Origin of the sequence: Shewanella profunda (assembly GCF_023283765.1) — a bacterium.
GTDB lineage: Bacteria > Pseudomonadota > Gammaproteobacteria > Enterobacterales > Shewanellaceae > Shewanella > Shewanella profunda.
In genome coordinates this window covers 1-22,167 of the sequence record NZ_JAKILG010000050.1, presented here as the reverse complement: position 1 = coordinate 22,167, position 22,167 = coordinate 1, and the positions used below count along the sequence as shown (strand labels likewise).

22 protein-coding genes are annotated in these 22,167 nt (G+C 44.5%); 14 read left to right on the top strand and 8 right to left on the bottom strand.

What is annotated here, in order from left to right:
- Positions 1-70: 70 nt before the first annotated feature.
- The 5 genes from L2744_RS18305 to radC all read right to left on the bottom strand — a co-directional run bounded on the left by L2744_RS18305 (position 71) and on the right by radC (position 2,729).
- The gene (locus L2744_RS18305; protein WP_198781905.1) at positions 71-631 is read right to left on the bottom strand and encodes a tyrosine-type recombinase/integrase; all 561 of its coding nucleotides are present in this window, start codon (positions 629-631) and stop codon (positions 71-73) included.
- Between the two features lie 122 nt (positions 632-753).
- Entirely contained in the window at positions 754-1,167 is a 414-nt protein-coding gene (locus L2744_RS18300) for a DUF2787 domain-containing protein (protein ID WP_198781904.1), read from the bottom strand.
- Positions 1,168-1,311: 144 nt separating this feature from the next.
- Positions 1,312-1,692 carry a type IV toxin-antitoxin system YeeU family antitoxin gene (locus tag L2744_RS18295; protein WP_198781903.1) on the bottom strand — a complete coding sequence of 127 codons (381 nt, stop codon included), beginning with the start codon at positions 1,690-1,692 and terminating at the stop codon, positions 1,312-1,314.
- Between the two features lie 142 nt (positions 1,693-1,834).
- The gene (locus tag L2744_RS18290) at positions 1,835-2,197 is read right to left on the bottom strand and encodes a hypothetical protein (RefSeq protein ID WP_011920075.1); all 363 of its coding nucleotides are present in this window, start codon (positions 2,195-2,197) and stop codon (positions 1,835-1,837) included.
- A gap of 40 nt (positions 2,198-2,237) precedes the next feature.
- Positions 2,238-2,729, bottom strand: coding sequence for a RadC family protein (gene radC, locus L2744_RS18285; RefSeq protein WP_376711957.1), 492 nt, complete (start codon positions 2,727-2,729; stop codon positions 2,238-2,240).
- Positions 2,730-2,861: 132 nt separating this feature from the next.
- On the opposite strand from radC, the gene L2744_RS18280 reads away from it, so the two are divergent.
- The 9 genes from L2744_RS18280 to L2744_RS18240 all read left to right on the top strand — a co-directional run bounded on the left by L2744_RS18280 (position 2,862) and on the right by L2744_RS18240 (position 14,820).
- Positions 2,862-3,059 (top strand): helix-turn-helix transcriptional regulator, encoded by a 198-nt coding sequence (locus tag L2744_RS18280; protein WP_037459496.1) that lies wholly within the window; start codon positions 2,862-2,864, stop codon positions 3,057-3,059.
- A 731-nt stretch (positions 3,060-3,790) separates the two neighbouring features.
- Entirely contained in the window at positions 3,791-4,744 is a 954-nt protein-coding gene (locus L2744_RS18275; RefSeq protein WP_248993238.1) for a restriction endonuclease, read from the top strand.
- A gap of 68 nt (positions 4,745-4,812) precedes the next feature.
- A complete protein-coding gene (locus tag L2744_RS18270) occupies positions 4,813-7,611 on the top strand; it encodes a type I restriction endonuclease subunit R (RefSeq protein WP_248993237.1) in 2,799 nt (932 codons plus the stop codon).
- 13 nt (positions 7,612-7,624) lie between these two features.
- Positions 7,625-8,470, top strand: coding sequence for a type I restriction-modification system subunit M (locus L2744_RS18265; protein WP_248993236.1), 846 nt, complete (start codon positions 7,625-7,627; stop codon positions 8,468-8,470).
- Positions 8,464-9,324, top strand: coding sequence for an HsdM family class I SAM-dependent methyltransferase (locus L2744_RS18260; RefSeq protein ID WP_376711958.1), 861 nt, complete (start codon positions 8,464-8,466; stop codon positions 9,322-9,324). The genes L2744_RS18265 and L2744_RS18260 overlap by 7 nt, the downstream gene beginning before the upstream one ends.
- Entirely contained in the window at positions 9,321-10,898 is a 1,578-nt protein-coding gene (locus tag L2744_RS18255) for a restriction endonuclease subunit S (protein WP_248993234.1), read from the top strand. Before L2744_RS18260 ends, L2744_RS18255 begins: the two co-directional genes overlap by 4 nt.
- Positions 10,895-12,685 carry a restriction system-associated AAA family ATPase gene (locus L2744_RS18250; RefSeq protein ID WP_248993233.1) on the top strand — a complete coding sequence of 597 codons (1,791 nt, stop codon included), beginning with the start codon at positions 10,895-10,897 and terminating at the stop codon, positions 12,683-12,685. Before L2744_RS18255 ends, L2744_RS18250 begins: the two co-directional genes overlap by 4 nt.
- Positions 12,685-13,785, top strand: a complete 1,101-nt coding sequence (locus L2744_RS18245; RefSeq protein WP_198781897.1) for an HNH endonuclease — start codon at positions 12,685-12,687, stop codon at positions 13,783-13,785. Before L2744_RS18250 ends, L2744_RS18245 begins: the two co-directional genes overlap by 1 nt.
- Positions 13,786-13,926: 141 nt before the next feature.
- Positions 13,927-14,820, top strand: a complete 894-nt coding sequence (locus tag L2744_RS18240; protein WP_198781896.1) for a hypothetical protein — start codon at positions 13,927-13,929, stop codon at positions 14,818-14,820.
- Positions 14,821-15,085: 265 nt separating this feature from the next.
- On the opposite strand, the gene L2744_RS18235 is transcribed toward L2744_RS18240, so the two are convergent.
- Entirely contained in the window at positions 15,086-15,325 is a 240-nt protein-coding gene (locus tag L2744_RS18235) for a hypothetical protein (protein WP_248993232.1), read from the bottom strand.
- 108 nt (positions 15,326-15,433) lie between these two features.
- On the opposite strand from L2744_RS18235, the gene L2744_RS18230 reads away from it, so the two are divergent.
- From L2744_RS18230 to darG, 3 genes are all read left to right on the top strand, one after another.
- Positions 15,434-15,814: a helix-turn-helix domain-containing protein gene (locus tag L2744_RS18230; protein ID WP_007651325.1), complete on the top strand. Its 381-nt coding sequence runs from the start codon at positions 15,434-15,436 to the stop codon at positions 15,812-15,814.
- 65 nt (positions 15,815-15,879) lie between these two features.
- Positions 15,880-16,488: a type II toxin-antitoxin system toxin DNA ADP-ribosyl transferase DarT gene (darT, locus tag L2744_RS18225; RefSeq protein ID WP_198781894.1), complete on the top strand. Its 609-nt coding sequence runs from the start codon at positions 15,880-15,882 to the stop codon at positions 16,486-16,488.
- A gap of 8 nt (positions 16,489-16,496) precedes the next feature.
- Positions 16,497-17,558: a type II toxin-antitoxin system antitoxin DNA ADP-ribosyl glycohydrolase DarG gene (gene darG / locus L2744_RS18220; protein ID WP_198781893.1), complete on the top strand. Its 1,062-nt coding sequence runs from the start codon at positions 16,497-16,499 to the stop codon at positions 17,556-17,558.
- A gap of 180 nt (positions 17,559-17,738) precedes the next feature.
- Here darG and L2744_RS18215 read toward each other — a convergent pair whose 3' ends face one another.
- Together L2744_RS18215 and L2744_RS18210 are read right to left on the bottom strand one after the other, a co-directional pair.
- The gene (locus L2744_RS18215; RefSeq protein WP_198781892.1) at positions 17,739-18,062 is read right to left on the bottom strand and encodes a hypothetical protein; all 324 of its coding nucleotides are present in this window, start codon (positions 18,060-18,062) and stop codon (positions 17,739-17,741) included.
- Positions 18,063-18,263: 201 nt separating this feature from the next.
- A complete protein-coding gene (locus L2744_RS18210; RefSeq protein WP_007651320.1) occupies positions 18,264-18,455 on the bottom strand; it encodes a hypothetical protein in 192 nt (63 codons plus the stop codon).
- Between the two features lie 197 nt (positions 18,456-18,652).
- Here L2744_RS18210 and L2744_RS18205 point away from each other — a divergent pair, with 197 nt between their 5' ends.
- A complete protein-coding gene (locus tag L2744_RS18205; protein WP_007651316.1) occupies positions 18,653-18,901 on the top strand; it encodes a helix-turn-helix transcriptional regulator in 249 nt (82 codons plus the stop codon).
- Between the two features lie 389 nt (positions 18,902-19,290).
- Positions 19,291-22,167, top strand: a 2,877-nt coding sequence (locus tag L2744_RS18200; protein ID WP_248993231.1) for a SpvB/TcaC N-terminal domain-containing protein, incomplete at its 3' end; no start/stop codon positions are given.

The following is a 22,167-nucleotide window of genomic DNA, read 5'->3' as shown; positions in this document are numbered from 1 at the left end:
GCGTTGATGGTCTATTGGCTGTGTGGGGGGATTAAAGGGGAGACGCTATTCAGTAAGTGATAAGCGCAGGTTAGATTTCCAGTTCGACAAAGTCCTTATCGATATCGTCTTGCTCAATACCGATATACCGCAGGGTGGTTTCTTCGGCGCTATGCCTGAGCATCTTCATTACTCGGCCAATGTCTTTGGTTTGTTGATACAGCAGATAGCCACGGGTTTTGCGCATCGAGTGGGTGCCTAAGGCGATTTTGAGTTCTTCACCAATCATCGCCAGTGCTCGGCAGATATAGCGGCGTGACAAAGGCGCGGGTTTGATGTTTTTAGCCCTTTGATTACGATAGGACTGAAACAGGTAGATATGGTTAGGATGCTCGCGTGCAATTCGTTGTATCCGTTCCAGCGTCTTTTGGTTGAGTTTGATATTGGCGATTTTGCCGGTTTTGGACTCCTTAATGATGAGTCTATCGCCGTGGATATCACTGAACTTAATCGAGAGTAAGTCAGAGATCCTAAGGGCGAGATTAAGGCCGATATTCCACACATCGGCCAGTTGCTGGCTAAACTGTCTTTCCAGTAGGTAGCTAATAAGCTTAACGGTGTCTTGATCTTTAACCGCGTGAACCTCAGGCATGGTCATGTTCCTCTTTTTGGCTATAGCGTATTTTGGGGCACTTGTGTTGTTGAAAGCCGCATGGGATAAGGGTTTGAGTGTTCCCGTTTTAGGATTCTGGGAACTTGATTTGGCTAAGTGGTTTAATCCAAACTGACCTTCACCTTGTAAACTCCCATATCGAAATAAGTGGCAAAGTTTTGGGTAAATAAATCGATTAATGCTATGCATTCCCGCTCGCCAATCCAGCCGCTAAACAGGCTATAGACCTGCTTGCTGTTAAAGCAGATATCGATGTCTTTAACCAGCTCAGGGAAGGGATGGCCGCGAAAAGCAAAGTCGGTGACGTAAACTAAACGCCAGTGATCTTGTTGTTTCTCAAGCCGGACTTCGACGGGATGAAAGCCACCATCTTCGGCGCTGTAATCTGGATCTCTAAAATTGAGCGTGATCGCGTTGGCATCTTTTGGATCTACGTTAGCTAGTTCCTTTTCAATGACTTGGTAAAAACGATTAGGCATCGCTGGCAGTTGGTTACGGTTAATGATTAATTTCATGGGATATTCCTTCTTTGATTTACGCGCACACGCAAGAGCCTAGGAGCTAAAACTCCTAGGCTCTTGCTGTGTTTGCTGGTGGGGTAAAAATTGCGTGAAACGAGTCTGATGGAGCGTGATGAGGTATTAGGATGCGCTTTGGTGTTACAAGGTTATCGAAGGGGCAAATGTTAATGCGGATTGTGGTTTGTCAGCGGTTTGATAAATCGCAATATACAAATAACCGTGGCTGCCAAGTGTGTCGGCCTCACAGGTAAAACCAGCGTGCTCAATGGTGACGCAGTGCTGCTCAGTGGCATCAATCTCGCCGGTGGCCACCAGCCGTTCAAGCTGTTTAACCATGGCGGGAAAGGCCTCGACAAATGGTTGTCTAATTGCTGATGGAAATTCACCGACAAAGCTTGAACGGTCATGGAGATAATCCAAGTGCTGACCGCGCAAAATCAGCCTCGCGCCAAAGCGGGGAGATACTTTACGGGGCAAGCCCCAGGCGTGTTCAATATCGAAAAGTTTTAGCGTTGTCATAGTGACCTCGATGGTTGAAGGATGAAACTAAGGGAGTGGGATGCTTGTTAGCGGACTAGCGGGAGCGGTGATAAATGCCTAGGCGAGTACAAGCGGTGAATACAGCTTACTAACGGAGTGGATGCAGGAAAGGTAACAGTCTTTAGGTATGCACACTCCAATTGGGCTGCTCATTGCTGCCATGGTTAAAGTACACCCCGTTGATCACCCGCTGCCATTCACCTATAGGCACCCCATAACTATCACAGGGGCAAACATAGCGGCAAAAGGCAATCTCCTTGGGTAAGTGTTCAACCACATCACGGTGAAATACACTCAATACGGTTTTATGCAGCTTTGGATTAGGTGCCACAATCGGCTTGCCAATCACTTGGCCCATGGCATTGAGCGGCCGCACAAACATCGGCAAAATCAGCTCAACCGCTAAGCGGTTACGCAGTTCAGGAAACGCGGCGCAGGCCTCGGCAACACAGGCCTGTGAAAAACTATCGGTAAATTCAATCATGATGGACTCCTTGATTTAGCGTGGCAGGTTTAAACGCTGGCTAAAGTAAGCCGCGCTCAGCAAAGGACACTGGCGTGCGGCCAACCACTATATGGTCAAGCACGCGCACATCGATAAGCGCTAATGCATCGGTTAACCGTTGAGTGATGTTCTTATCTGCAGCCGAAGGTTCAGACTCGCCAGACGGGTGGTTATGGGCAAAGATCACCGCTGCTGCATTGATGGCCAATACCGCTTTAACCACTTCTCGAGGATAGACACTGGCGGCATCTAAAGTGCCAAAGAACAACTCTTTAAACTCGAGTAATTGATGTTGGTTATCGAGCAGCATCACCGCAAACACCTCCCGCTCATAGCCGCCCAGTTTGTAAGTTAAGAAATCCTTAGTGGCTTGAGGGTTGGTATAGGCATCTTTCTTTACATAACGTTCGGCAATGATATTGGCGGCTGAAGCGAGGATGACATCATCCGAGGGCGGCCATAGCGTCACAGGTCGAATGGTAGTTCTGGTGTGCATAGGTTTTGTTGACATATCAGGCTCCTGGAAAGTGTTAATGGGCTTATGCACAGGAGTGATATATATCTGAAAAGATTTGGAAATAAGGAAAAAGTTAAAAATTACTCGAAGGACATATGTAATGAGACAATAACCGAGAAACTCATCATGAAACTAATTCGCCTTACAAAAGTTATGGATTACACAGGACTAGCGCGTTCCACTATCTACAAGTACATCGCAGAAGGAACATTTCCCAGACCGGTGTCACTCGGTAGCCGAGCTGCCGCTTGGGTAGAAAGTGAAGTGCAAGAATGGATTTTAACAAGAATAGAGGAGCGAGATGCCCAAAGTGCAACCGTTTAAGCCCATATCAACATCCGTTTTACTGCACATTAATTAACTTCAGAATATCCCTTACAACCTCCCGCCTTCAAAGGCTAAGAGTTGTCCGCCATTACTAGATTGAAATGCTTTTTCTTGGCTGAATCCCTCTATAAGTAATCCTATAAGCAATAACTAAAAATAACCTAACTAAACCAAGGGAACGACCGAAAAAAGCTAGGGTAAGGGCAAAATTCAGAGCTTACTTAGTTACAACACTTTCTGTCACGATGAATTAAGTACTTGAATGATTAACTATTCAAGCAGGGCAATAACTTGACATATAGACAAGCGCATCGCCCTCACCGGCATGCGCCTGTCTTGTCGCCCTGATGATCAACTCAAGGGGTGGATACTCCATCCCTTAGTTCTTCGCCTTCAAAGCGTTTAACTCCAGTTATGCTTCAAAAGACGAAGAGAACGTAGTTACATAGTCAAATCACCTGCCAAGAAAACCTGCGGAGGCTTTGAAGATACTCCAAGGGATAATGCCGCCCAACAGCGTGACAGCTTGGTACAAAGACTGTGTGCTATCTCACTGGATTAGATGGATCTTTTCTGACACAATCCTAAAAATTATTTGCATCAATCTAAATGGTCTAATCGCTTAATAAATCTGCTTTGAACATGATATTTGAAAGCTTTTAGGCGGTTACCGTTGCAGTTTTTGCTACAAGATTTGCCACAAGAATAATAAGAGGTGAGGCACAGGGATGGTCGATACAATTCCAAGCTATGAAGAGATGATGCCTGCAGTGCTTAAGGTGCTGGCGGATGGAGAGGTTAAAACACTCCAGCAGATGTACCTCGCTGTTGCTAACCATTATGGTTTTACCGCTGAGCAGTTAGCTCGAACAATTCCGAGTGGCAAAACCACATATGTTAGAAGTCGGGTTGGCTGGGCCAAAACCTATATGGTTAAAGCCGGACTTATTAGTCAGCCCAAACGCGGTGTTTGTCAAATTACCCAAGGAGGTCGGGAAGCTCTGGCTAGTGGAAAGCCGATTGATAACCACTACCTTGCACAATTTGAAGACTTTAATCGCTTCTTAAGTACCAGCAATGAGCCATCGACTACCAACAAAGCATCCTCTGAAGTTAACAGAAGTCGTGGCAAAGGGTTAACTCATCAACATGATGAAGCTCAAACTCCTACAGAGTTAATCGATATCGCCTTTACCGCCCTTAATTCAGCCCTTGCCGATGAATTGATTGAACAAATCCACACATTATCGCCTAAGTTTTTCGAACAGCTGGTGGTCGATTTAATGTTAGCCATGGGGTACGGCGGCAGTCAAAAGGATGCTGGTCAAGCAACTCAATACAGCAGTGACGGTGGTGTAGATGGTATCATCAAAGAGGATAAGCTCGGGCTAGACTCCATCTACCTGCAAGCCAAACGCTATCGCGATAACACAGTCGGTAGGCCAGATATTCAAGCCTTTGCTGGTGCGCTCGACATGCACCGCGCCCGCAAAGGGGTATTTATTACTACCTCAAATTTCAGTAAAGACGCCCGTGATTTTGTTACCCGTATTGAAAAACGCATCGTGCTGATTGATGGCCATGAACTGGCAGCCCTGATGATAGAGCACAATGTTGGTGTTTCGACTCGCGAATTGTATGCCGTTAAGGCAATCGATTCAGATTACTTTGCAGAAGAGTGAGCTATCTAGCTAACAAATTACGCTCGATAACATGCTGAAAACATATATGAAATAAAGCAGGCTTGGATATGACTGGATCGGAAAAGCAAACACGTATAGAGCTTATTGATAAACAGCTTCTGCTTGCAGGCTGGAATATTGATGATCCGACTGCAGTTATTCAGGAGTTTGATATTGTAACCGAACTGCCAGAAGGAGTCTCTGAGCCCCGCTCTAGGTTCGAAGGACACCAATTTAGTGATTACGTTTTACTCGGAAAAGACGGTAAACCGTTGGCTGTAGTCGAAGCAAAGAAAACTTCAAAAGATGCTGCTATTGGTCGCGAGCAAGCTAAACAATATTGTTATAACATTCAAAAACAGTGGGGAGGTGAACTGCCATTTTGCTTTTATACCAATGGACACGAACTCTACTTCTGGGATCTTGAAAATGCCGCGCCGCGTAAAGTGGTCGGTTTTCCCTCGCGCGATGACTTAGAGCGCTTCGCCTATATCCGTCGTAATCGCAAACCGCTCACGCACGAATTTATTAATACTTCTATTGCAGGCCGTGATTATCAGATCCGTGCCATTCGCTCCGTGCTTGAAGGCATCGAAAAAAAGCAGCGCGATTTCTTGTTGGTGATGGCAACCGGCACTGGTAAAACCCGCACCTGCATCGCCCTTTCCGATGCACTGATGCGCGCGTGTCATGCTGAAAAAGTCTTGTTTTTAGTTGATCGTATCGCTTTGCGCGAACAGGCACTGGCCGCTTTTAAAGAGCATATGCCTAACGAACCACGCTGGCCTAACGTGGGTGAAAAGCTCATTGCTAAAGATCGGCGGGTTTACGTGGCCACTTACCCCACCATGCTCAATATCATCCGCGACGAATCACAGCACTTATCACCGCATTTTTTTGATTTCATCGTGGTCGACGAAAGCCATCGCTCCATCTACAACACCTTTGGCGAGGTGCTCAGTTATTTCAAAACTATCACACTTGGTTTAACCGCCACACCTACGGACATTATCGACCACAACACCTTTGAGCTGTTTCACTGCGAAGATGGCATCCCAACCTTTGCCTACACCTACGAAGAGGCAGTCAACAACGCACCGCCTTACCTCAGTAATTTTCAGGTCATGAAAATCCAGACTAAGTTTCAGATGGAAGGCATCAGCAAGCGCACTATCTCATTAGAAGACCAGAAAAAGTTGATCCTGCAGGGTAAAGAAATCGAAGATATCAACTTCGAAGGTACACAGCTGGAAAAACAGGTAATCAACAAGGGCACCAACGCCCTGATCGTGCGCGAGTTTATGGAAGAAGCCATCAAGGATACCAACGGCGTACTGCCCGGCAAAACCATCTTTTTCTGCGCCACCAAAGCCCACGCTCGGCGCATCGAAGAAATCTTCGACAAGCTCTACCCGCAATACCACGGCGAGCTGGCTAAGGTATTGGTGTCGGATGACCCGCGCGTTTACGGTAAAGGTGGCTTGCTCGACCAGTTCACCAATAACGACATGCCGCGCATTGCCATCAGTGTGGATATGCTAGATACAGGCATCGACGTGCGCGAAATCGTTAATCTCGTCTTTGCCAAACCCGTTTACTCCTACACCAAGTTCTGGCAAATGGTTGGGCGTGGTACCCGCTTGTTGGAAACCAGCAAGCCCAAGCCCTGGTGCCTCGATAAAGACGTATTTTTGATCCTCGACTGTTGGGATAACTTCGAATACTTCAAGCTTAACCCCAAGGGCAAAGAGCTCAAGCCCCAGCTGCCTCTACCAGTTAAGTTAGTAGGCTTGCGTTTGGATAAAATCGAAGCTGCTAACGACAGGGGGAATATCGATACCGCCGTGCGTGAAGTCACCAAGCTACGCAAGCAAATTGCCGCTTTACCGCAGAATTCTGTGGTCATTAAAGAAGCCGCAGCTGTACTTGCCCGCCTTGAAGATGAAAACTTCTGGCTAACCCTTAACCACGACAAGCTCGAATTTTTGCGGGCTGAGATAAAACCGCTATTTCGCACCGTATCTGAAGCGGATTTCAAGGCGATGCGCTTTGAACGAGATATTCTGGAATACTCGTTAGCAATTTTGCAGGAAGAAAAACAACAAGCCGAAACCCTTAAAGAGGGTATCATTGAGCAAATCAGCGAGCTGCCACTTTCGGTGCCCTTTGTCAAACTCGAAGAAGAACTGGTCCGGACCGCACAAACTTCACTGTATTGGAACAAGGCCGACGAAGACTGCTTTGATGAGTTGTGCATCAAACTAGGCCCCTTGATGAAATTCCGTGAGCAAAGCACCGGGCAACAACAAACTCACCTCGATTTAGTTGATGAACTGCATAAAAAAGAATGGGTGGAATTTGGCCCAGATAATGAAGCCGTGAGTGTTTCGCGCTACCGTGAGATGATAGAGAACTTAATTGCCGAACTGACAGAACATCATCCGGTGCTTAAAAAGATCAAAAACGGCGAAGCAGTAAACGTTGATGAAACCCATCAGTTGGCTGAGCTACTACACGAAGAACGTCCACACATCACTGAAGACCTGCTGCGCCAGGTGTATAAAAACCGCAAAGCGCGATTTTTGCAGTTTATTCGTCACATTCTCGGCATTGAGGTGCTGAAAAGCTTTCCTGATGAGGTCCACACTGCGTTTGAGCAGTTTATTCGAGCGCATAATACGCTAAATAGCCGTCAGTTGGAGTTTTTAAATTTGCTGAAAAATTTTATCATTGAGCGCGAAAAAATTGACAAGAAAGATCTCATTAAAGCCCCTTTCACCGTGCTACACCCACAGGGTATTCGCGGGGTTTTCAGCCCAAATGAAATTAATGACATTCTGCAGTTAGCACAGATGCTGGCGGCCTGATAAAGGTAAACTCATGTTACAAAACAACCCCGAACTCAAAAGCAAAATCGAGCAGCTTTGGAATAAGTTCTGGAGTGGTGGTATTAGCAACCCGCTTACTGCCATCGAGCAAATCACCTACCTACTGTTTATGAAGCGCCTCGATGAGCTTGATTTAAAACGTCAATATGATGCTGCGTGGGTGGATGAAAAATATATATCAAAATTTGACGGCACCTGGATACCTCCAGAGTATAGAGCCCGAAGAGAGGATCAGGATACCGAAGAAGATTGGGCTAAAAAGCTAGAAGACGAAAAAAAGTATCAAATTGAAAAACGCACTCTTCGCTGGAGTGAGTTTAAGCACATGCAGGCTGAAGACATGCTTCAGCATGTGCAAGGCAAAGTATTCCCGTACTTAAAAGACTTAAACGGGTCAGAAAGTAACTTCACTCACCATATGAGAAACGCCGTGTTTATTATTCCTAAACCGGCATTATTGGTAGAAGCGGTCAAAACTATCGATGAAATTTTCGAGGTGATGGAACTTGATTCCAATGAAAAAGGCCAAGCTTTTCAGGATATCCAGGGTGATGTCTATGAATTCTTACTCTCTGAAATTGCCACAGCTGGGAAAAATGGCCAGTTCCGTACTCCACGTCACATCATCAAGCTGGTGGCAGATCTCGTTCAGCCACAACTTGGCAACAAGATTGCCGATCCGGCCTGTGGCTCCGGAGGTTTTTTGCTGGGTGCATATCAGTACATTGTGACTGATCTTGCTAAAAAGGCGGGTTCAAAAAACCTCATACCTGATGAAGATGGCTTCGTTCGCACCTCAGTTGCTGCGGCCTTACTGAAAAGGCCCAAGCCATCTTAAGTGCTTCACTTTGGGGATATGACATTGATCAAACCATGGTGCGCTTAGGTTTAATGAACCTGATGATGCACGGCATTGACGAGCCCAATATCGATTACAAAGACACTTTAAGCAAAAGTTATACGCAGGAAGCCGAATACGACATCATCATGGCCAACCCGCCCTTTACCGGCAGCATAGATAAAGGCGACATCAACGAAAACCTGCAGCTTTCTACTACCAAATCAGAACTGCTGTTTGTCGAAAACATCTACCGACTGCTTAAAAAAGGCGGCACCGCCGGGGTGATTGTGCCGCAGGGTGTGCTGTTTGGTTCCGGCAAAGCCTTTAAGGATTTACGCAAAATCTTAGTGGACCGCTGTGATTTGGAAGCGGTGATCACCCTGCCCAGTGGCGTATTTAAGCCTTATGCAGGGGTCAGCACTGCCATCTTGTTATTCACCAAAGTCTGGGGGCCAAAAGACAAGGTGGATAAACCTGCTACTCAGCAGGTGTGGTTTTATGAAATGGCCGCCGATGGCTATTCGCTTGATGACAAACGTACAAAGCAAGAAGGTTTCGGTGACCTACAAGATATTGTCGCCAAATTTCATGCCCGCAGTGTTATCACCGACACCGACCGCACCGCTAAATACTTTATGGTGCCGCGCCGCGAGATTGAAGCCGAAGACTATGATCTGTCACTGAGCCGTTACAAAGAGGATGTGTTTGAAGAGGTGCACTACGATGCGCCCGACGTGATTTTAGATCGCCTGATTCAGGCGGAAGTGGGCGATGTGGAAGACGCAGATTTAGCCAAGGTGCAAAGCGGGATTGTGCGGGAGTTGTTAGAGCTAAAGGGGATGGTGGTTTGAAATTTTTACCGATAACAGAACTTTGCGATTTCCAAGGAGGCACACAGCCCCCAAAAAACGAATGGTCTGACAAGCCATTGGATGGATATATTCGCATGTTACAAATACGTGATTTCACCCAATCCGACCGCACAACTCCTGAATTTGTAAAAAATTCAAAGAAGTTAAAAACATGCAGTTCAGATGATGTTTTGATTGGTCGATATGGCGCGTCCATTGGAAAAATTCTCACTGGCCTAAGTGGTGCGTATAACGTTGCAATAGTAAAGACAATTCCGAATGAAAAGCTCTTGAGCAAAAAATTTCTTCTTTGCTTGCTGAGATCTCCGTCTTTTCAAAATTTTATAACAACTATTGGTGCGAGAGCAGCACAAGCTGGATTCAACAAATCGGATTTAACGCAGTTTAATATTCCCGTTCTACCCCTCAACGACCAAATCCGCATTGCCCATCTGCTCGGCAAAGTGGAAGGGCTAATCGCCCAACGCAAACAACACCTGCAACAACTCGACGACCTGCTGAAAAGCGTGTTTTTGGAGATGTTTGGGTTTCGCGATCAAACCTATGCGAAATGGTCGGTTGATAAGCTAGCAGTGTATACCGAGGTGGTATCAGGTGTTACCAAAGGGAAAAAGTACAAAACTGATGAATTGATTGAAGTCCCGTATATGCGTGTTGCAAATGTGCAAGACGGTCACTTCGTGCTTGATGAAATAAAAACCATCTCGGTTACTGAGAAGGAGTTTGGACAATATCAGCTTCGGTTTGGCGACTTGTTGCTCACTGAAGGTGGTGATCCTGACAAACTTGGAAGGGGTTCAGTTTGGGAAAACCAGATTGAAAAATGTATCCATCAGAATCATATTTTTCGTGTCCGAATCAATAACTTTTCAGAGTTAAATTCGTACTATTTGAGCGCTCTCATCGGTTCTCGTTATGGAAAATCTTATTTTCTAAAGTCGGCGAAACAAACAACCGGGATCGCGTCAATTAACTCTACACAACTGAAGAATTTCCCAACTGTCATCCCCCCAATTGAACTCCAAAACCAATTTGCCACCATCGTCGAAAACGTTGAGGTCCTAAAATCACGCTACCAGCAAAATTTGAACGATCTGGAAAGCCTCTACGGCACTCTCAGCCAACAAGCGTTCAAAGGTGAGCTGGATTTATCGCGGGTGCCTTTGCCGGATGTTCAGGTCGATGCCGAAGAAACTAACTCTTTGGAACAGGCTGAAATGCCCCAAACTGAAGGTACTGCCATCAACCTGCCCGAAACCGATTATCTGCTAGAGGCGCTAACGAATACGTCGCTACGCGACCGTTTGCTGTGCGAGTGGCTGGAAAGTTATTGCCTGCAAATCGGTACAGCGGAATTTTCTACCTATAGGTTTTTAGCTGCAGCACAAACTCGTATTGCTGAGTTGCACCCAGATAACGAATTTGAGCTGGGTGCAAGCGATTACGACATCGTTAAAAACTGGGTTTTCGACGCATTAGCATCAGACAAGTTAAGCCAGAGCATGGATGAAGGAAATAATCGCCTTCGATTAACTAAGGGAAAGTCTGCATGAAACTGCTGCGCCTGAAAATCACCGACCCTAACGGCTTTCGCAGTTTGCCCTGTGGCTTTGAACATCACTTTCGCAGTGAATGGACACTGCAGGAAGAGCTGGCGAATAGCGAAGGCTTTGCGCCCTTCGTTTGCGCCGGACCCAATGGCAGTGGTAAATCCAACTTACTGGAAGTATTGGGTGCGATTTTCTATCAACTTGAAATTCAACGAGTAAGGCGCAGCTTTTTACCCGAAGCCCTGCAAAATTACGAACAAGATCTTTCACCCTCAGCCTTTGAATTAGGCTATCTGATTCGTGTACCTAAAGAATATCGTCGCCAAGACAGCCCAGAATGGGCAAAAGTCAAGGTTTGGAAAAATGATGGTGAAACGGTTCGCTTTATGTGGGAAAACCAGGGCGATTTTGATACCAATATCAATGAAGTATTTGGCAGCGGCTACGCCGACATTATCTTGCCGCAATACGTACTAGGTTATTCCTCCGGCGAAAACGAAATCTTAAGCCTGCCATTTTTTAAAATGCGCTTTATCCAGTTTGATGAATACTGGAATGCCCTAAGCCAGCAATTGCCTTACCCAGGTTATCCGGAAGCCCGCATGGCGTATCTGGATAACAGTTTCAGTCAGGCCATATTGCTGTGCAATTTGCTGTTTCAGGAAGAAGCAACCCTGCAGCCCTTTCGTGAGGATGTCGGCATAGAGTCGCTGAAAGAATTCCGCATTATTCTGCGTCGCACTATTTTGCTAACGCCAGAACAGCTTGAAAGCTTTGTCAGCAACAATGAAAGTCAGCCACAAACGTTGGAAAGCATCATCAAAGACCACCCGGCACTGACTGCCGAAGAAGATGAGCTGGGCAACACCCGTTACCGCTTGAATCTTTTGCAGCTTTTAGAAGGCGATGAAAAATCGTCGCGCATGATCAGTGCACTGAAGCGCTGCGCAACGCTGAGTTTCGAGGATGACACCAGCGATAGTTTGATATTGGATTACTGGGTAAATGAAGCGACCAAGCAAGCTTTTAGAGAAAATTTCAGTAACGATCCGCTATCGCTATTCCAAGCGTTTCAGGTATTGCTCACCTTGAATTTGTACACGGTAGGCGATGCGATCAAGGCAGATTTGTACCAGAGCAATAGCCACTATGTGAGCGAAACAATTCCAACTCTGGCATCGGACCAACGCATAATGCGTTTTAAGTTTGTGCGCTTTAGTAAGGTCGGATGTGATGAACCTTTAATGCTCAAAGAATTATCCGATGGCGAACACCAGTTATTACACAGCCTTGGCCTGTGCCTGCTGTTTCGCAATACCAACAGCCTGTTTTTGTTGGATGAGCCCGAAACCCACTTTAATCCCGACTGGCGCGCCAACTTTATCAGCCGACTGCGGCGGTGCTTCCCTAAAGATGCTGATACAAGTCAGGAAATGCTGATCACCACCCATACCCCGTTTTTGATTTCTGATAGTAAGCCAGAAAAGGTATTAGTATTCAGTAAAGATAAAATTACCCGCAAAGTCAGCATCACTCACCCCAAATACAATACCCTAGGTGCCTCGATTAACAAAATCACCATGAATACCTTCGGTAAACGCGAAACCATCGGTGCTTACGCGAAAGGCATATTAGATGACTTGCGTAAACGCTTCGAGCAAGGCGGCGAGGAGAATGAAGCGCTGATCAACGAAATCCATCAGCAATTGGGTGACTCGGTTGAAAAGCTGCTGCTGATCAAAGCTATTCTTGACGGCGAAGCAAACGATAGCGAAGAGGGAAATCAATAATGCTTTTTGCTTACACTTACGTACCGCATCAAATGGAAAAGATGCAGGAATTTATCGATTTTATTTTCCATCACGTGTGGTGTAAGGCACCGACTAACGGTCCATTCGATCTGGACCTCTTTGCTGCTAATGCCGACTTACAAGAAGTAATGACTGCATTTTTATATTCCGATGCCGCAGGAGCTGATTTCTTTTACGGCAATATTGAACGTATTCACGGATTATTTGCTAGGTTAAGCACAGCCGAAATCGCACAATTCACATTGTGGTATCAAGGCAATAATGATTTAGTGAAAGTGTGTGACAATGATCCGACTGCTTATCTCGCCCGCTACAGTGATATAGCTGTCAATCATAGTGATATAGCCGACCTTCTAGGCACCTTCTTCAAAGGGTTATATTCTCAATCATTGCTTAATCTTGCAGCTTTGCGTGCTAAGATCGGTGATATTGATGACCATTACCAAACATTCGTACAAACAAATAAAGCTGGCAAATGTCCCTTTTGCGGCATGAATGATTTACTGGGGGCAAACCATATTCCCAGAGAAGCCTACGATCACTATCTGCCAAAAGCGATATACCCGTTTAACTCCATCAACTTCATGAATTTGATGCCAGCTTGCCACCATTGCAATAGCAGCTATAAAACCAGCAAAGATCCTGCATATATACCAAAAGATCCTACACGCTTAGTGCATCGTCGCGCTTTTTTTTATCCTTACACAACGGCCCCCCATATAATCGACATCCATATCGCGCTACGAACGTCAGACATTGAAAAGTTGGCTCCTGAAGACATAGTTATTACGTTCGGCCCCGCGGCTGCCAACGAGAAAATTGAAACCTGGAAAGATGTCTATGGTATTGAAGAGCGCTACAAAGCCAAGCTCTGCAGTGAAAATGATGGCAAGTACTGGCTGACACAAGTGCTCGATGAGTGGAAAGAAGACGATCGAATGCCTGCTGATTTTCTTCGCACTTTAGCGCGGCAAACCGATAAAAAACCTTACGCCGAATGTAATTTTCTGAAAAAGCCATTTCTGGATGCTTGTTGTAACAATGGTTTGTTCGACGCATTACCACAACCTGAGCAATAAAAGATACCATGATTAAAACTGCGTTGGGTATGTAAAGCCAATTTGAGCAAATCGACACGATTAATAAGCTCTATCGGATCTTGTTTGGCAGAACATAAGCGGATCGTTTGCTAAGTTGTTAGATTTATAAATCAAGGAGTGATGATGATACTTGGGGAAACCTTAGCTGGCTTACAACTGATGGAAAAGTGCCTTTCTTGGTTCAGAGCAAGATTGGGGCCTACAGTGACGGATACACCCGCCAGCCGCTTCCTCGCCTTGTTTGATGCCCACGGTGTCAAGCCTGGCCAAATTCCCGATTTCTTTGGCCACGGTCTAAGCATTGCCGATTGTCACTCTACAGAATCACTCACTAAGGTGTTAACTTCTGATCTGATGGAAAAAGCGGCGCAGCTTTTTGGTATCAATAGAGATTGGTTGGATTGTGCTAGTGATGTGGTTTACGAGCCGCATTCCTTTTATAAAAATCCTCAAGGATTCGATGCCTATTTAAAAAGTATTGCACTTGAATCACATATACCTTTGCGGGCGACCTTGTACATGCCCACCTGCAATAACTTATTTTATCCTGATGACTCTGGGGTATTGGTGATATCTGTTCCCGTGGGAGAGGTTAATCAACGAACTATATATCGTTTTGAATTGGTCCATTATGATCGTATTTGTTACTGGCACTGTAGAGGTTATTTGGCCGCAAATTTGGCTTCTATGCTTAGAAGGTATGCGGTCGTTTATGGTTCATACGTAGCAGCCAAAGTGCTTGAGCCTGTTGCGCAAGGGCAAAGATTGCCTGTTTACGATTATGGGTCACAAGACGCTTTCCGGTTGAAGGTAAAAGGTCGTGTTTCAATTGAAGAGTTGATTTCACACCCTGATAAATATTTGGAGGGGGTCGATCCTGAAACTAACAAATTTGGGCACCGTGCTGCTATCGATCTATGGCTGAATATGGCAGACCAAATGCGTACCCGAAGTCACGCGGAGCATTCTCGTATAGTGTTGAAATTCGAAGAGGCACTGAAGTCTTTAACATAGAGGGTTACAGGCAAGAAGTATTGCCTCTCGAATCACAAACATCTCACATTCTTTGCTTTAGGTCGTTGAATAGCTTCTAAGGCTGTTGCACAGAACCAAGCCTACAGAGCCTGCAGCTAAAAAACCTAGCCACTTGTTTTTACTTGTAAGGCCTAAAGCACCTATTGCAACAACTGCCAGCAGTTGCCCAGAACCTTTGTTATCACCTAGAAGCCTATTAGCGAAGTGCTCACAGTTAAAGCTGAACGGACAATAACGTTTATTTTCATTTTTGATTTTTGATTTTCTCAAGTTGACTCAGCAAAGCGTCAGGGTCCACTTTCGTTGAACGCTGATATTTCAGTTCTTTTCCTTGAGCGAATTGTTCAATAGATACCACTTCCACATTGTTATCTGGCGAGTTATGTGCCACTAAATTTTCACTAACTATAACACCTACGTGCATTACAGCCCCCTTGCTGCGATAGACTCGATCACCTATCATCATTTTTGTATCTTTATGCATTAACCTCTCCTATAGTGGTTAAAATGAATTTAATTTCAAAAAAAGAATTTGTATGCGTTTAACGCATTTAAATACTAAATGTATTTTCCATAGGAAATCAAGAGCCTTATGACAAATATCGAACAAACGACTTACTCTGCTGTTATGGGAGCTGTGGTTAGTAGCATTCGGCGAGAGAAGGGGATCGAGCAAATTGATGTGGCAAATCGAATGGGCTTGTCTCAGGCAAGTTATAGTCGCTTAGAAGGAGGTAAGGCGACCTTCTCTATTGATCAGGTCTTTCTTGTTGCTGACGCTTTAAAAATTAGTCCTTCAGAGCTATTTCAACGAGTTTGCACGACGATAGGAAAGTTAGAAGCTGAACAGTTTGGGGTTGTTGCCCAGCAAAGAAGTAATGCAATAGGAAGTCAGGATTCTCAAGTGGGGACTTTAGTGGCGGGTGCTGCATTAGGGGCCTTGTTGATTGGGCTACTGAGTAAATCCAAGTAAGTAGACTTATGAGTAAGAAGGCAAGAGTGCTTTGTTTACGCCAATAAATTGATTTGCAGGTAAAAATGACTGTCAAAGTATCTCATATCACTCACATTGATAATCTGTTCAGCATTCTTACCCAAGGATGCTTGTGGTCCGATCATAAGCGCATTGAACTTGGTTTAGTTAACCAGAATATTGGCTATAGCCATATAAAGCAGCGCCGTTTAGTTCGTCTTGTGAATGTGGCTGCTGGTGGGAGTATTGGGCAATATGTACCGTTTAATTTTTGCCCTCGCTCCGTGATGTTATTTGTGATCCATAAAGGCCATGATGACTATCAAGGTGGGCAAGAGCGCGTATTACATTTGATCAGTGATATCGAGACCATTCGACTGACTAACGATAATTGCTTTTTTACCGATATACATGCAGATTTGGATTATGCCGAACAAATAGATGATTTCACTCGTATTAATGAATTGGACTTAGAGCGGATCATTAATGAACGCTATTGGTCAGACTTTAAAGAGGAGAAGCAGGCCGAATTTTTGGCATTCGAATCTGTGGCATGGCACACTATCCGACAAATCGGGGTAAAGACCCAAGCGGTAGCAGAAGAAGTGAGCGTATTACTACAAGCTGTACAGCATAAGCCTGAGGTTATTGTGCGGCCACAGTGGTATTACTAGAGGTTAAAATGATTACTTATCACAAAGGCAATATATTGCACGATCAAGCTGATGCAATCATCAATACTGTTAACACAGTAGGGGTGATGGGTAAGGGCTTGGCGTTGCAATTTAAAAAAGCCTTTCCTGACAACTTCAAAGTATACAAAAAAGCCTGTGACGATAAGTCGTTGATCACAGGTACTGTGCTTCCCGTTTCTCTGAATTCAATCAATTCACCTTTTTATATCATCAATTTCCCTACTAAAGCGCACTGGAAAGGCCAATCTAAGCTCGAATATATTGAGTCAGGTTTGGAGAGCCTTAAAGCTGAAGTTCGCCGTCTTGGCTTAAAATCAGTCGCTATTCCTGCTCTAGGCAGTGGATTGGGTGGTTTGCCCTGGCATGAGGTTGAGCAAGTAATACAGACTTCGCTCGCTGAGTTGCCTGATGTTGATTGGCGCGTTTATCCACCACAAACAGCGCCTAGTGCAGAGCTTATGCCTAATCAAACTCGACGCCCACGAATGACAATTGGCAGAGCAGCAGTTTTAGGTTTGATCGATCGCTATGTATCTACAGGTTTTGGCTACAGATTGTCATTACTTGAAGTGCAAAAGTTAGTTTACTTTTTGACAGTGGTAGGCGAGCCATTGAATAAGGTGGTGTTTAAAAAACATCATTATGGGCCTTACGCTGATGTACTCCGTCACGTACTCGATAAGATGGAAGGTCACTTTATTTCGGGTTATGCCGATGGTTTGAATAAGCCAGAGACACCTATTGATCTCAAAGATGATGCCGCCAAGGAGGCTTTAGGTTTCTTAGCGCAACACTCAGAGACTAAGCAGCGTTTTGATAAAGTGGCTAAGCTAATTGAAGGGTATGAGTCTCAGAACGGCATGGAACTACTGTCAACGGTTCATTGGGTTGTGACACAAGAGTCAAATCCTGCACTGTCTGCTGAAGAGTTGATTGAGCGGGTTCATAGCTGGAATGCGAGAAAGGCTACAATGAAACCCGCTCATATTCTTGCAGCATGGGAACGCTTAAGCGAACAAGGCTGGTTGCAGTTAAAAGCCCAAGTCTAACGATTTTTAGTTGGCGTTATCCTATAGCATTAAGCCTCTTCATTGAGGCTTTGTTATGCGTTTTTCCGGATAGGGTTCTTCTAACTCTTCAAGATGGCCTGTACTGAGGTGCTAAAGTTCCCGTCTAATTAGTTAGGCGGCATAAGGGGTTAGCACCTCCTGTATCAGATTAAGGTCAACTCAGTAGGTAACTGTCCAGCTCCCATTATTGGTTACTACGTCAACTTGCGTTAGATCACACGAGCCTCCATAAGAGACAGAAGTAGATTGACCAAATTTAAGCTGTTTGGGAAAACCTTTTTTCTCGAAAAGGCTTTCACAGTTGCCTCTGTTTACAATGATGTCGTTTACTATGACATCATCTTCAATAGCCTTGACCTTCACTTCGATTGATTTCATATACAAGCCCGCCCTGTCGTAAACTTCAATTTCAACATTCGGTTTAGAATCACTGCAAGCACTAATCATTCCGAGCAGTGCAAAAGTAAAAAGCAATTTCTTCATTTTAAATACACCTTAAATTAGTGATAAACCGCTAACGATGATGGCCATTAAATGGAATATTTATTGTGTTTAGCCTGCTGTAAATTGGCATTCGCATTTTTAGCTCTAATCGTCACCATGGACGGTATTGCACTGTGCTACTAGCTGATTGGTAATCAATAGATTGAGGCCCCTATCCACACTAGGGGCCTAATTGAATGTTTAAATTGTGCTATTAGCTGCATTTTTAGTTTTAACAAAAACAGTGATGGAATAACCAATCCCATACATGGCGGCAAAGATCCCCCATCCAGCTGAAGCTTCTAGATCGATTTCTGCAAATGCAGAAGCAAGGATTAAGCATAATGGGAAAAACACCATTCCTATGATTGACATGGTTTTTACGACTGACATGTGTAACTCCTTTTAATTAGCGTGTTTGAAGACACTGTTTGTTCCGAAAGAAAACATTTACTTTCTATCGGTGGGTGTTCTTAATGTAAAAACGGCCATATGACCACTATACAGGTCTAAATGTAATGTTTATAGCGTGGTTTGTCTATCCTGTGTCCGTGAGAATTATCCAGTATTCAATATCCTGGGGTTCTCTAGTGAATGAAGATGAAGTGTTAAAGATGGGCATGGCTTTTGGTCGGGCGGTTAAATTACGCCGCGTCGAGCTAGGCTATAACCAAGAGGGGCTTGCTGATAAGGCTGAACTTGCCAGATCATTTGTATCGAGTATTGAACGTGGTGTAGCGAAGGCATCTATAGCTTCAGTGTGGAAACTGGCCCAAGCGCTGAATTGCAATCCATCGGATTTATGGGTAACGGCCGAGAGGCTTTATGACTCACGCTGATAGATGAAACTAAGAGTTAAACTGTTCTAACTTGATTTGAGTCTACGCTCACGAATGCAGACTCAATCAAAACCGGCTCACAAAGTCCATGCGTTTTAATGCCATATTTACTGTTTGGCTATTGCCACGTTCTAGTGGATCGCGATCTGAAGGAAAACATAAACTCTATATTTACTAATGTGTTTCAATGTCTCAAGGATTCCGGGCATTTATTCGGTTAGCGGTAATGCCTCTTAAAAAATAATCTACTCATTCTCGATGAGAGAACATGATTACCTCCCTCCCCCGATTTAAAAAGTAAAATAAAGTGTTCACTCTATGTTGCCAAGATGTGTTTATTTTCGTATTGTCATTTGACAAAAATAGGAACTTGAACTAAAGGGAATGCCATGTTGCCGCTATGGACACAGCGCCGTAACTCATCTTTTGCCGTTTTTATATTGCTATTTGGGTTCTCTGTGGGAGCACCGAGTGAGGCGGCGCTGACAAAACCTGATGTTGAAATTGATCCTGTATTGCCGAGCATTCCTTTACCTATAGAAATACCTTCTCTTTCCGGTAGTCGTTTTTCGTCAAGTGTCGAATTACATTGGAGTATAGGATGTGAAGTTACTGCCGTTAATATCCAGGAATCTACCAACGGTAGCACATGGGGCAGTGTTTATAGTGGGCTCGGTAATGCTGATGATGGTGTATCATCAATGTCAATGGCATTAGCCCCTGCACTCGATAATGTCACTGGTACGGTATGCCCTACTAGCTGGACAAGTGCTCGCTATATCAATTTATCGGGTAAAACACTCCCAGGTTATTACTACCGCATCAATGCCTGCAAAGGCTCATTGTGCAGCGCTTATAGCCCCGCTATTATTGTTGGCAGCCCTTCGATGCCGACAACGCCATCGACACCTGCCTCTATCTCTGCTCCTGCAACCAATGCAACCGGGGCCTTTAGCATCTCTTGGTCGAGCGTCAGTGGCGCTGCGCGTTATGAGTTGCAACAGCGCGTTAACGGTGGCGTCTGGGTCGCTAAGTATTCTGGAACGGCCACCAGTTATACTTTATCGGGACTCGCTTCAGGCACTTATCAATATCAAGTGCGGGCTTGCTCAACGGCGTGCAGCGCCTGGAAGTTATCCAGCAATACTCAGGTCAGTTTGCCCGTGCTTGGCAGTGATTGGAAAAACCTATCACGGGTGACAGTTGCCGATGCGGGTGGTAGCGATATCGAGCCCGCAGAAGTTGTTGACTTAAATGCAGCAGCGGTTAAGGGGCAAGCTGGCGTTTCGGGTGGCCAGGCAAGTTATCACATTCCTATCGATTTACCTCCGGGGCGCAATGGCGTTCAACCTTCAGTATCGCTCAGCTATAACTCCCAGGGTGGTAATGGCATTTTAGGTGTGGGTTGGTCACTGAATGCTGGCTCAAGCATTAGTCGCTGTGGTGCAACCTTTGCCCAAGATACCTTTACCCGTGCGGTCACCTTTAATGCCTCGACCGATAGGTTGTGTCTTGACGGTCAGCGTTTAATTGCCATTAGCGGTACCTATGGCACAAGCAATAGCGAATATCGCACTGAGATGGATTCCTTTGTCAAGGTTATCCAACATGGCAATATTAATGACAGTAACAGCAGTTTTACCGCCTATAAGCCTGATGGCAGTAAGGCAACCTATGGGGCAAGTGCTAATAGTCGCTTTGTGCCAAATGGTTTAAGCACAGCATTAAGTTGGAAGGTGACCCAGGAGTCTTACTCCAATGGTGCCAATACCATTGATTATAAATATGACGACAGCATTGCTGGCGAGCATTTGCTACAGAACATAAATTACACAGGAACACTGAATCAAGTTGGTGATCGTAGTGTTGTGTTTAGTTATGAGATACGTCCAGACAGAAGTGTCAGTTATTTAGCAGGCAGTAAAATCGTTACAGAAAGAAGACTTTCAAGCATAACTTCATATCATGATGCAAAGCCAGTGTTTAAATATGAAGTCGAGCATTTAGTTAGCCAAACAACTCATCGTTCACTCATTTCTAATATAAGACATGCAGCTTACTCTAATTCACAATGGCAATGGGCTAAAGAGACTCATTTAGATTGGTCAGATACTCAAGCTATTGGTTTTCCAGAGCAAATAAACATCGGAGGAACACCAAAATATCAGAATGTAACAGAGTTAATTAACATTTTATCTCAGGGTGATATTGATGGCGATGGTAACCGAGATTGGATTGGATTTAATGCGAGTGCAGAGCAAGAATTAGTGAGCACTAATAGCATGACCTCTAATTTTTCATGCCATTACAACTACCTTACAGCAAGCCAAGAATGTATTGAAATCGATGTTGATCAGGATGGTATCAGTGATGCACATCGTATTTATAATGGAAAGCTACAGTTTAATTATAGTAATGATAATTCAAGCATATTTATAGATACTAATTTAAGTTTAGTATCTTCGTCAGTTGATTCTGACAGGATATTGAGCAGTGATGATTTTAATGGTGATGGTTGGCCCGATCTTATTCTATATCGATATAATAATGGTCAGCCCAAACTGGAACTGTACTTGCATACAAGAAATAAAAGTATTCCTTTTCAAACAGTGAAGCTGCTCTGGACTTATGCAACAAAACGCAGTTCTGTAGATTTTAAATTTTACCCTTCTCAACTAGTTGATGTAATCGGTGATATTGATGGGAATGGCTTGCCCGATATTTTAGTGTCAGATATTGACGCTAAAATTGTGGGTAGTATACCCGGCGGCAATCCCAAATATTTCTTGCTCAACTACAGTTCATCAACCAATGTTAATTTTGTTACAAGTACTCTTGATTTGAGTAGCTATTCAGGATTTCCTGCTAACTACCGATTAGATTATACATTTTTCAGTTATTTCAATGATATTAATGGCGATGGTTTACCCGATTGGTTTGGATGGGAAATGGGGGAGCTCGTCGTCAGATTAAATATGGGTAACGTAAAGTTTTCTGGATCCATAACGCTCGGTACTGATGCCTTTCTGGCATCAAGAGGGTACAGAATCCCTGCGGGGGATGATGGTAGCTTTGCGTTTATAAATCAGCCTAAATTTGCTGGCAGTATGCAATTTGTAGACATTAATAATGATGGTAAGAAAGAGTTGTTAATGCCTGGCAAGAGGCTCATTGAAAACTGTGTGAAACTGGTCGATCCATTTCGAAATGGGAAAGTGAGCAATGTGCTACAAACTTATTGTGGCGATCAGATATATGGGGATATT

Bases quoted from the DNA above. Each gene is read 5' to 3' on its own strand.
- L2744_RS18305 (WP_198781905.1), bottom strand. From the start codon at position 631: ATGCCTGAGGTTCACGCGGTTAAAGATCAAGACACCGTTAAGCTTATT.
- L2744_RS18300 (WP_198781904.1), bottom strand. From the start codon at position 1,167: ATGAAATTAATCATTAACCGTAACCAACTGCCAGCGATGCCTAATCGT.
- L2744_RS18295 (WP_198781903.1), bottom strand. From the start codon at position 1,692: ATGACAACGCTAAAACTTTTCGATATTGAACACGCCTGGGGCTTGCCC.
- L2744_RS18290 (WP_011920075.1), bottom strand. From the start codon at position 2,197: ATGATTGAATTTACCGATAGTTTTTCACAGGCCTGTGTTGCCGAGGCC.
- radC (WP_376711957.1), bottom strand. From the start codon at position 2,729: ATGTCAACAAAACCTATGCACACCAGAACTACCATTCGACCTGTGACG.
- L2744_RS18280 (WP_037459496.1), top strand. From the start codon at position 2,862: ATGAAACTAATTCGCCTTACAAAAGTTATGGATTACACAGGACTAGCG.
- L2744_RS18275 (WP_248993238.1), top strand. From the start codon at position 3,791: ATGGTCGATACAATTCCAAGCTATGAAGAGATGATGCCTGCAGTGCTT.
- L2744_RS18270 (WP_248993237.1), top strand. From the start codon at position 4,813: ATGACTGGATCGGAAAAGCAAACACGTATAGAGCTTATTGATAAACAG.
- L2744_RS18265 (WP_248993236.1), top strand. From the start codon at position 7,625: ATGTTACAAAACAACCCCGAACTCAAAAGCAAAATCGAGCAGCTTTGG.
- L2744_RS18250 (WP_248993233.1), top strand. From the start codon at position 10,895: ATGAAACTGCTGCGCCTGAAAATCACCGACCCTAACGGCTTTCGCAGT.
- L2744_RS18245 (WP_198781897.1), top strand. From the start codon at position 12,685: ATGCTTTTTGCTTACACTTACGTACCGCATCAAATGGAAAAGATGCAG.
- L2744_RS18240 (WP_198781896.1), top strand. From the start codon at position 13,927: ATGATGATACTTGGGGAAACCTTAGCTGGCTTACAACTGATGGAAAAG.
- L2744_RS18235 (WP_248993232.1), bottom strand. From the start codon at position 15,325: ATGCATAAAGATACAAAAATGATGATAGGTGATCGAGTCTATCGCAGC.
- L2744_RS18230 (WP_007651325.1), top strand. From the start codon at position 15,434: ATGACAAATATCGAACAAACGACTTACTCTGCTGTTATGGGAGCTGTG.
- darT (WP_198781894.1), top strand. From the start codon at position 15,880: ATGACTGTCAAAGTATCTCATATCACTCACATTGATAATCTGTTCAGC.
- darG (WP_198781893.1), top strand. From the start codon at position 16,497: ATGATTACTTATCACAAAGGCAATATATTGCACGATCAAGCTGATGCA.
- L2744_RS18215 (WP_198781892.1), bottom strand. From the start codon at position 18,062: ATGAAGAAATTGCTTTTTACTTTTGCACTGCTCGGAATGATTAGTGCT.
- L2744_RS18210 (WP_007651320.1), bottom strand. From the start codon at position 18,455: ATGTCAGTCGTAAAAACCATGTCAATCATAGGAATGGTGTTTTTCCCA.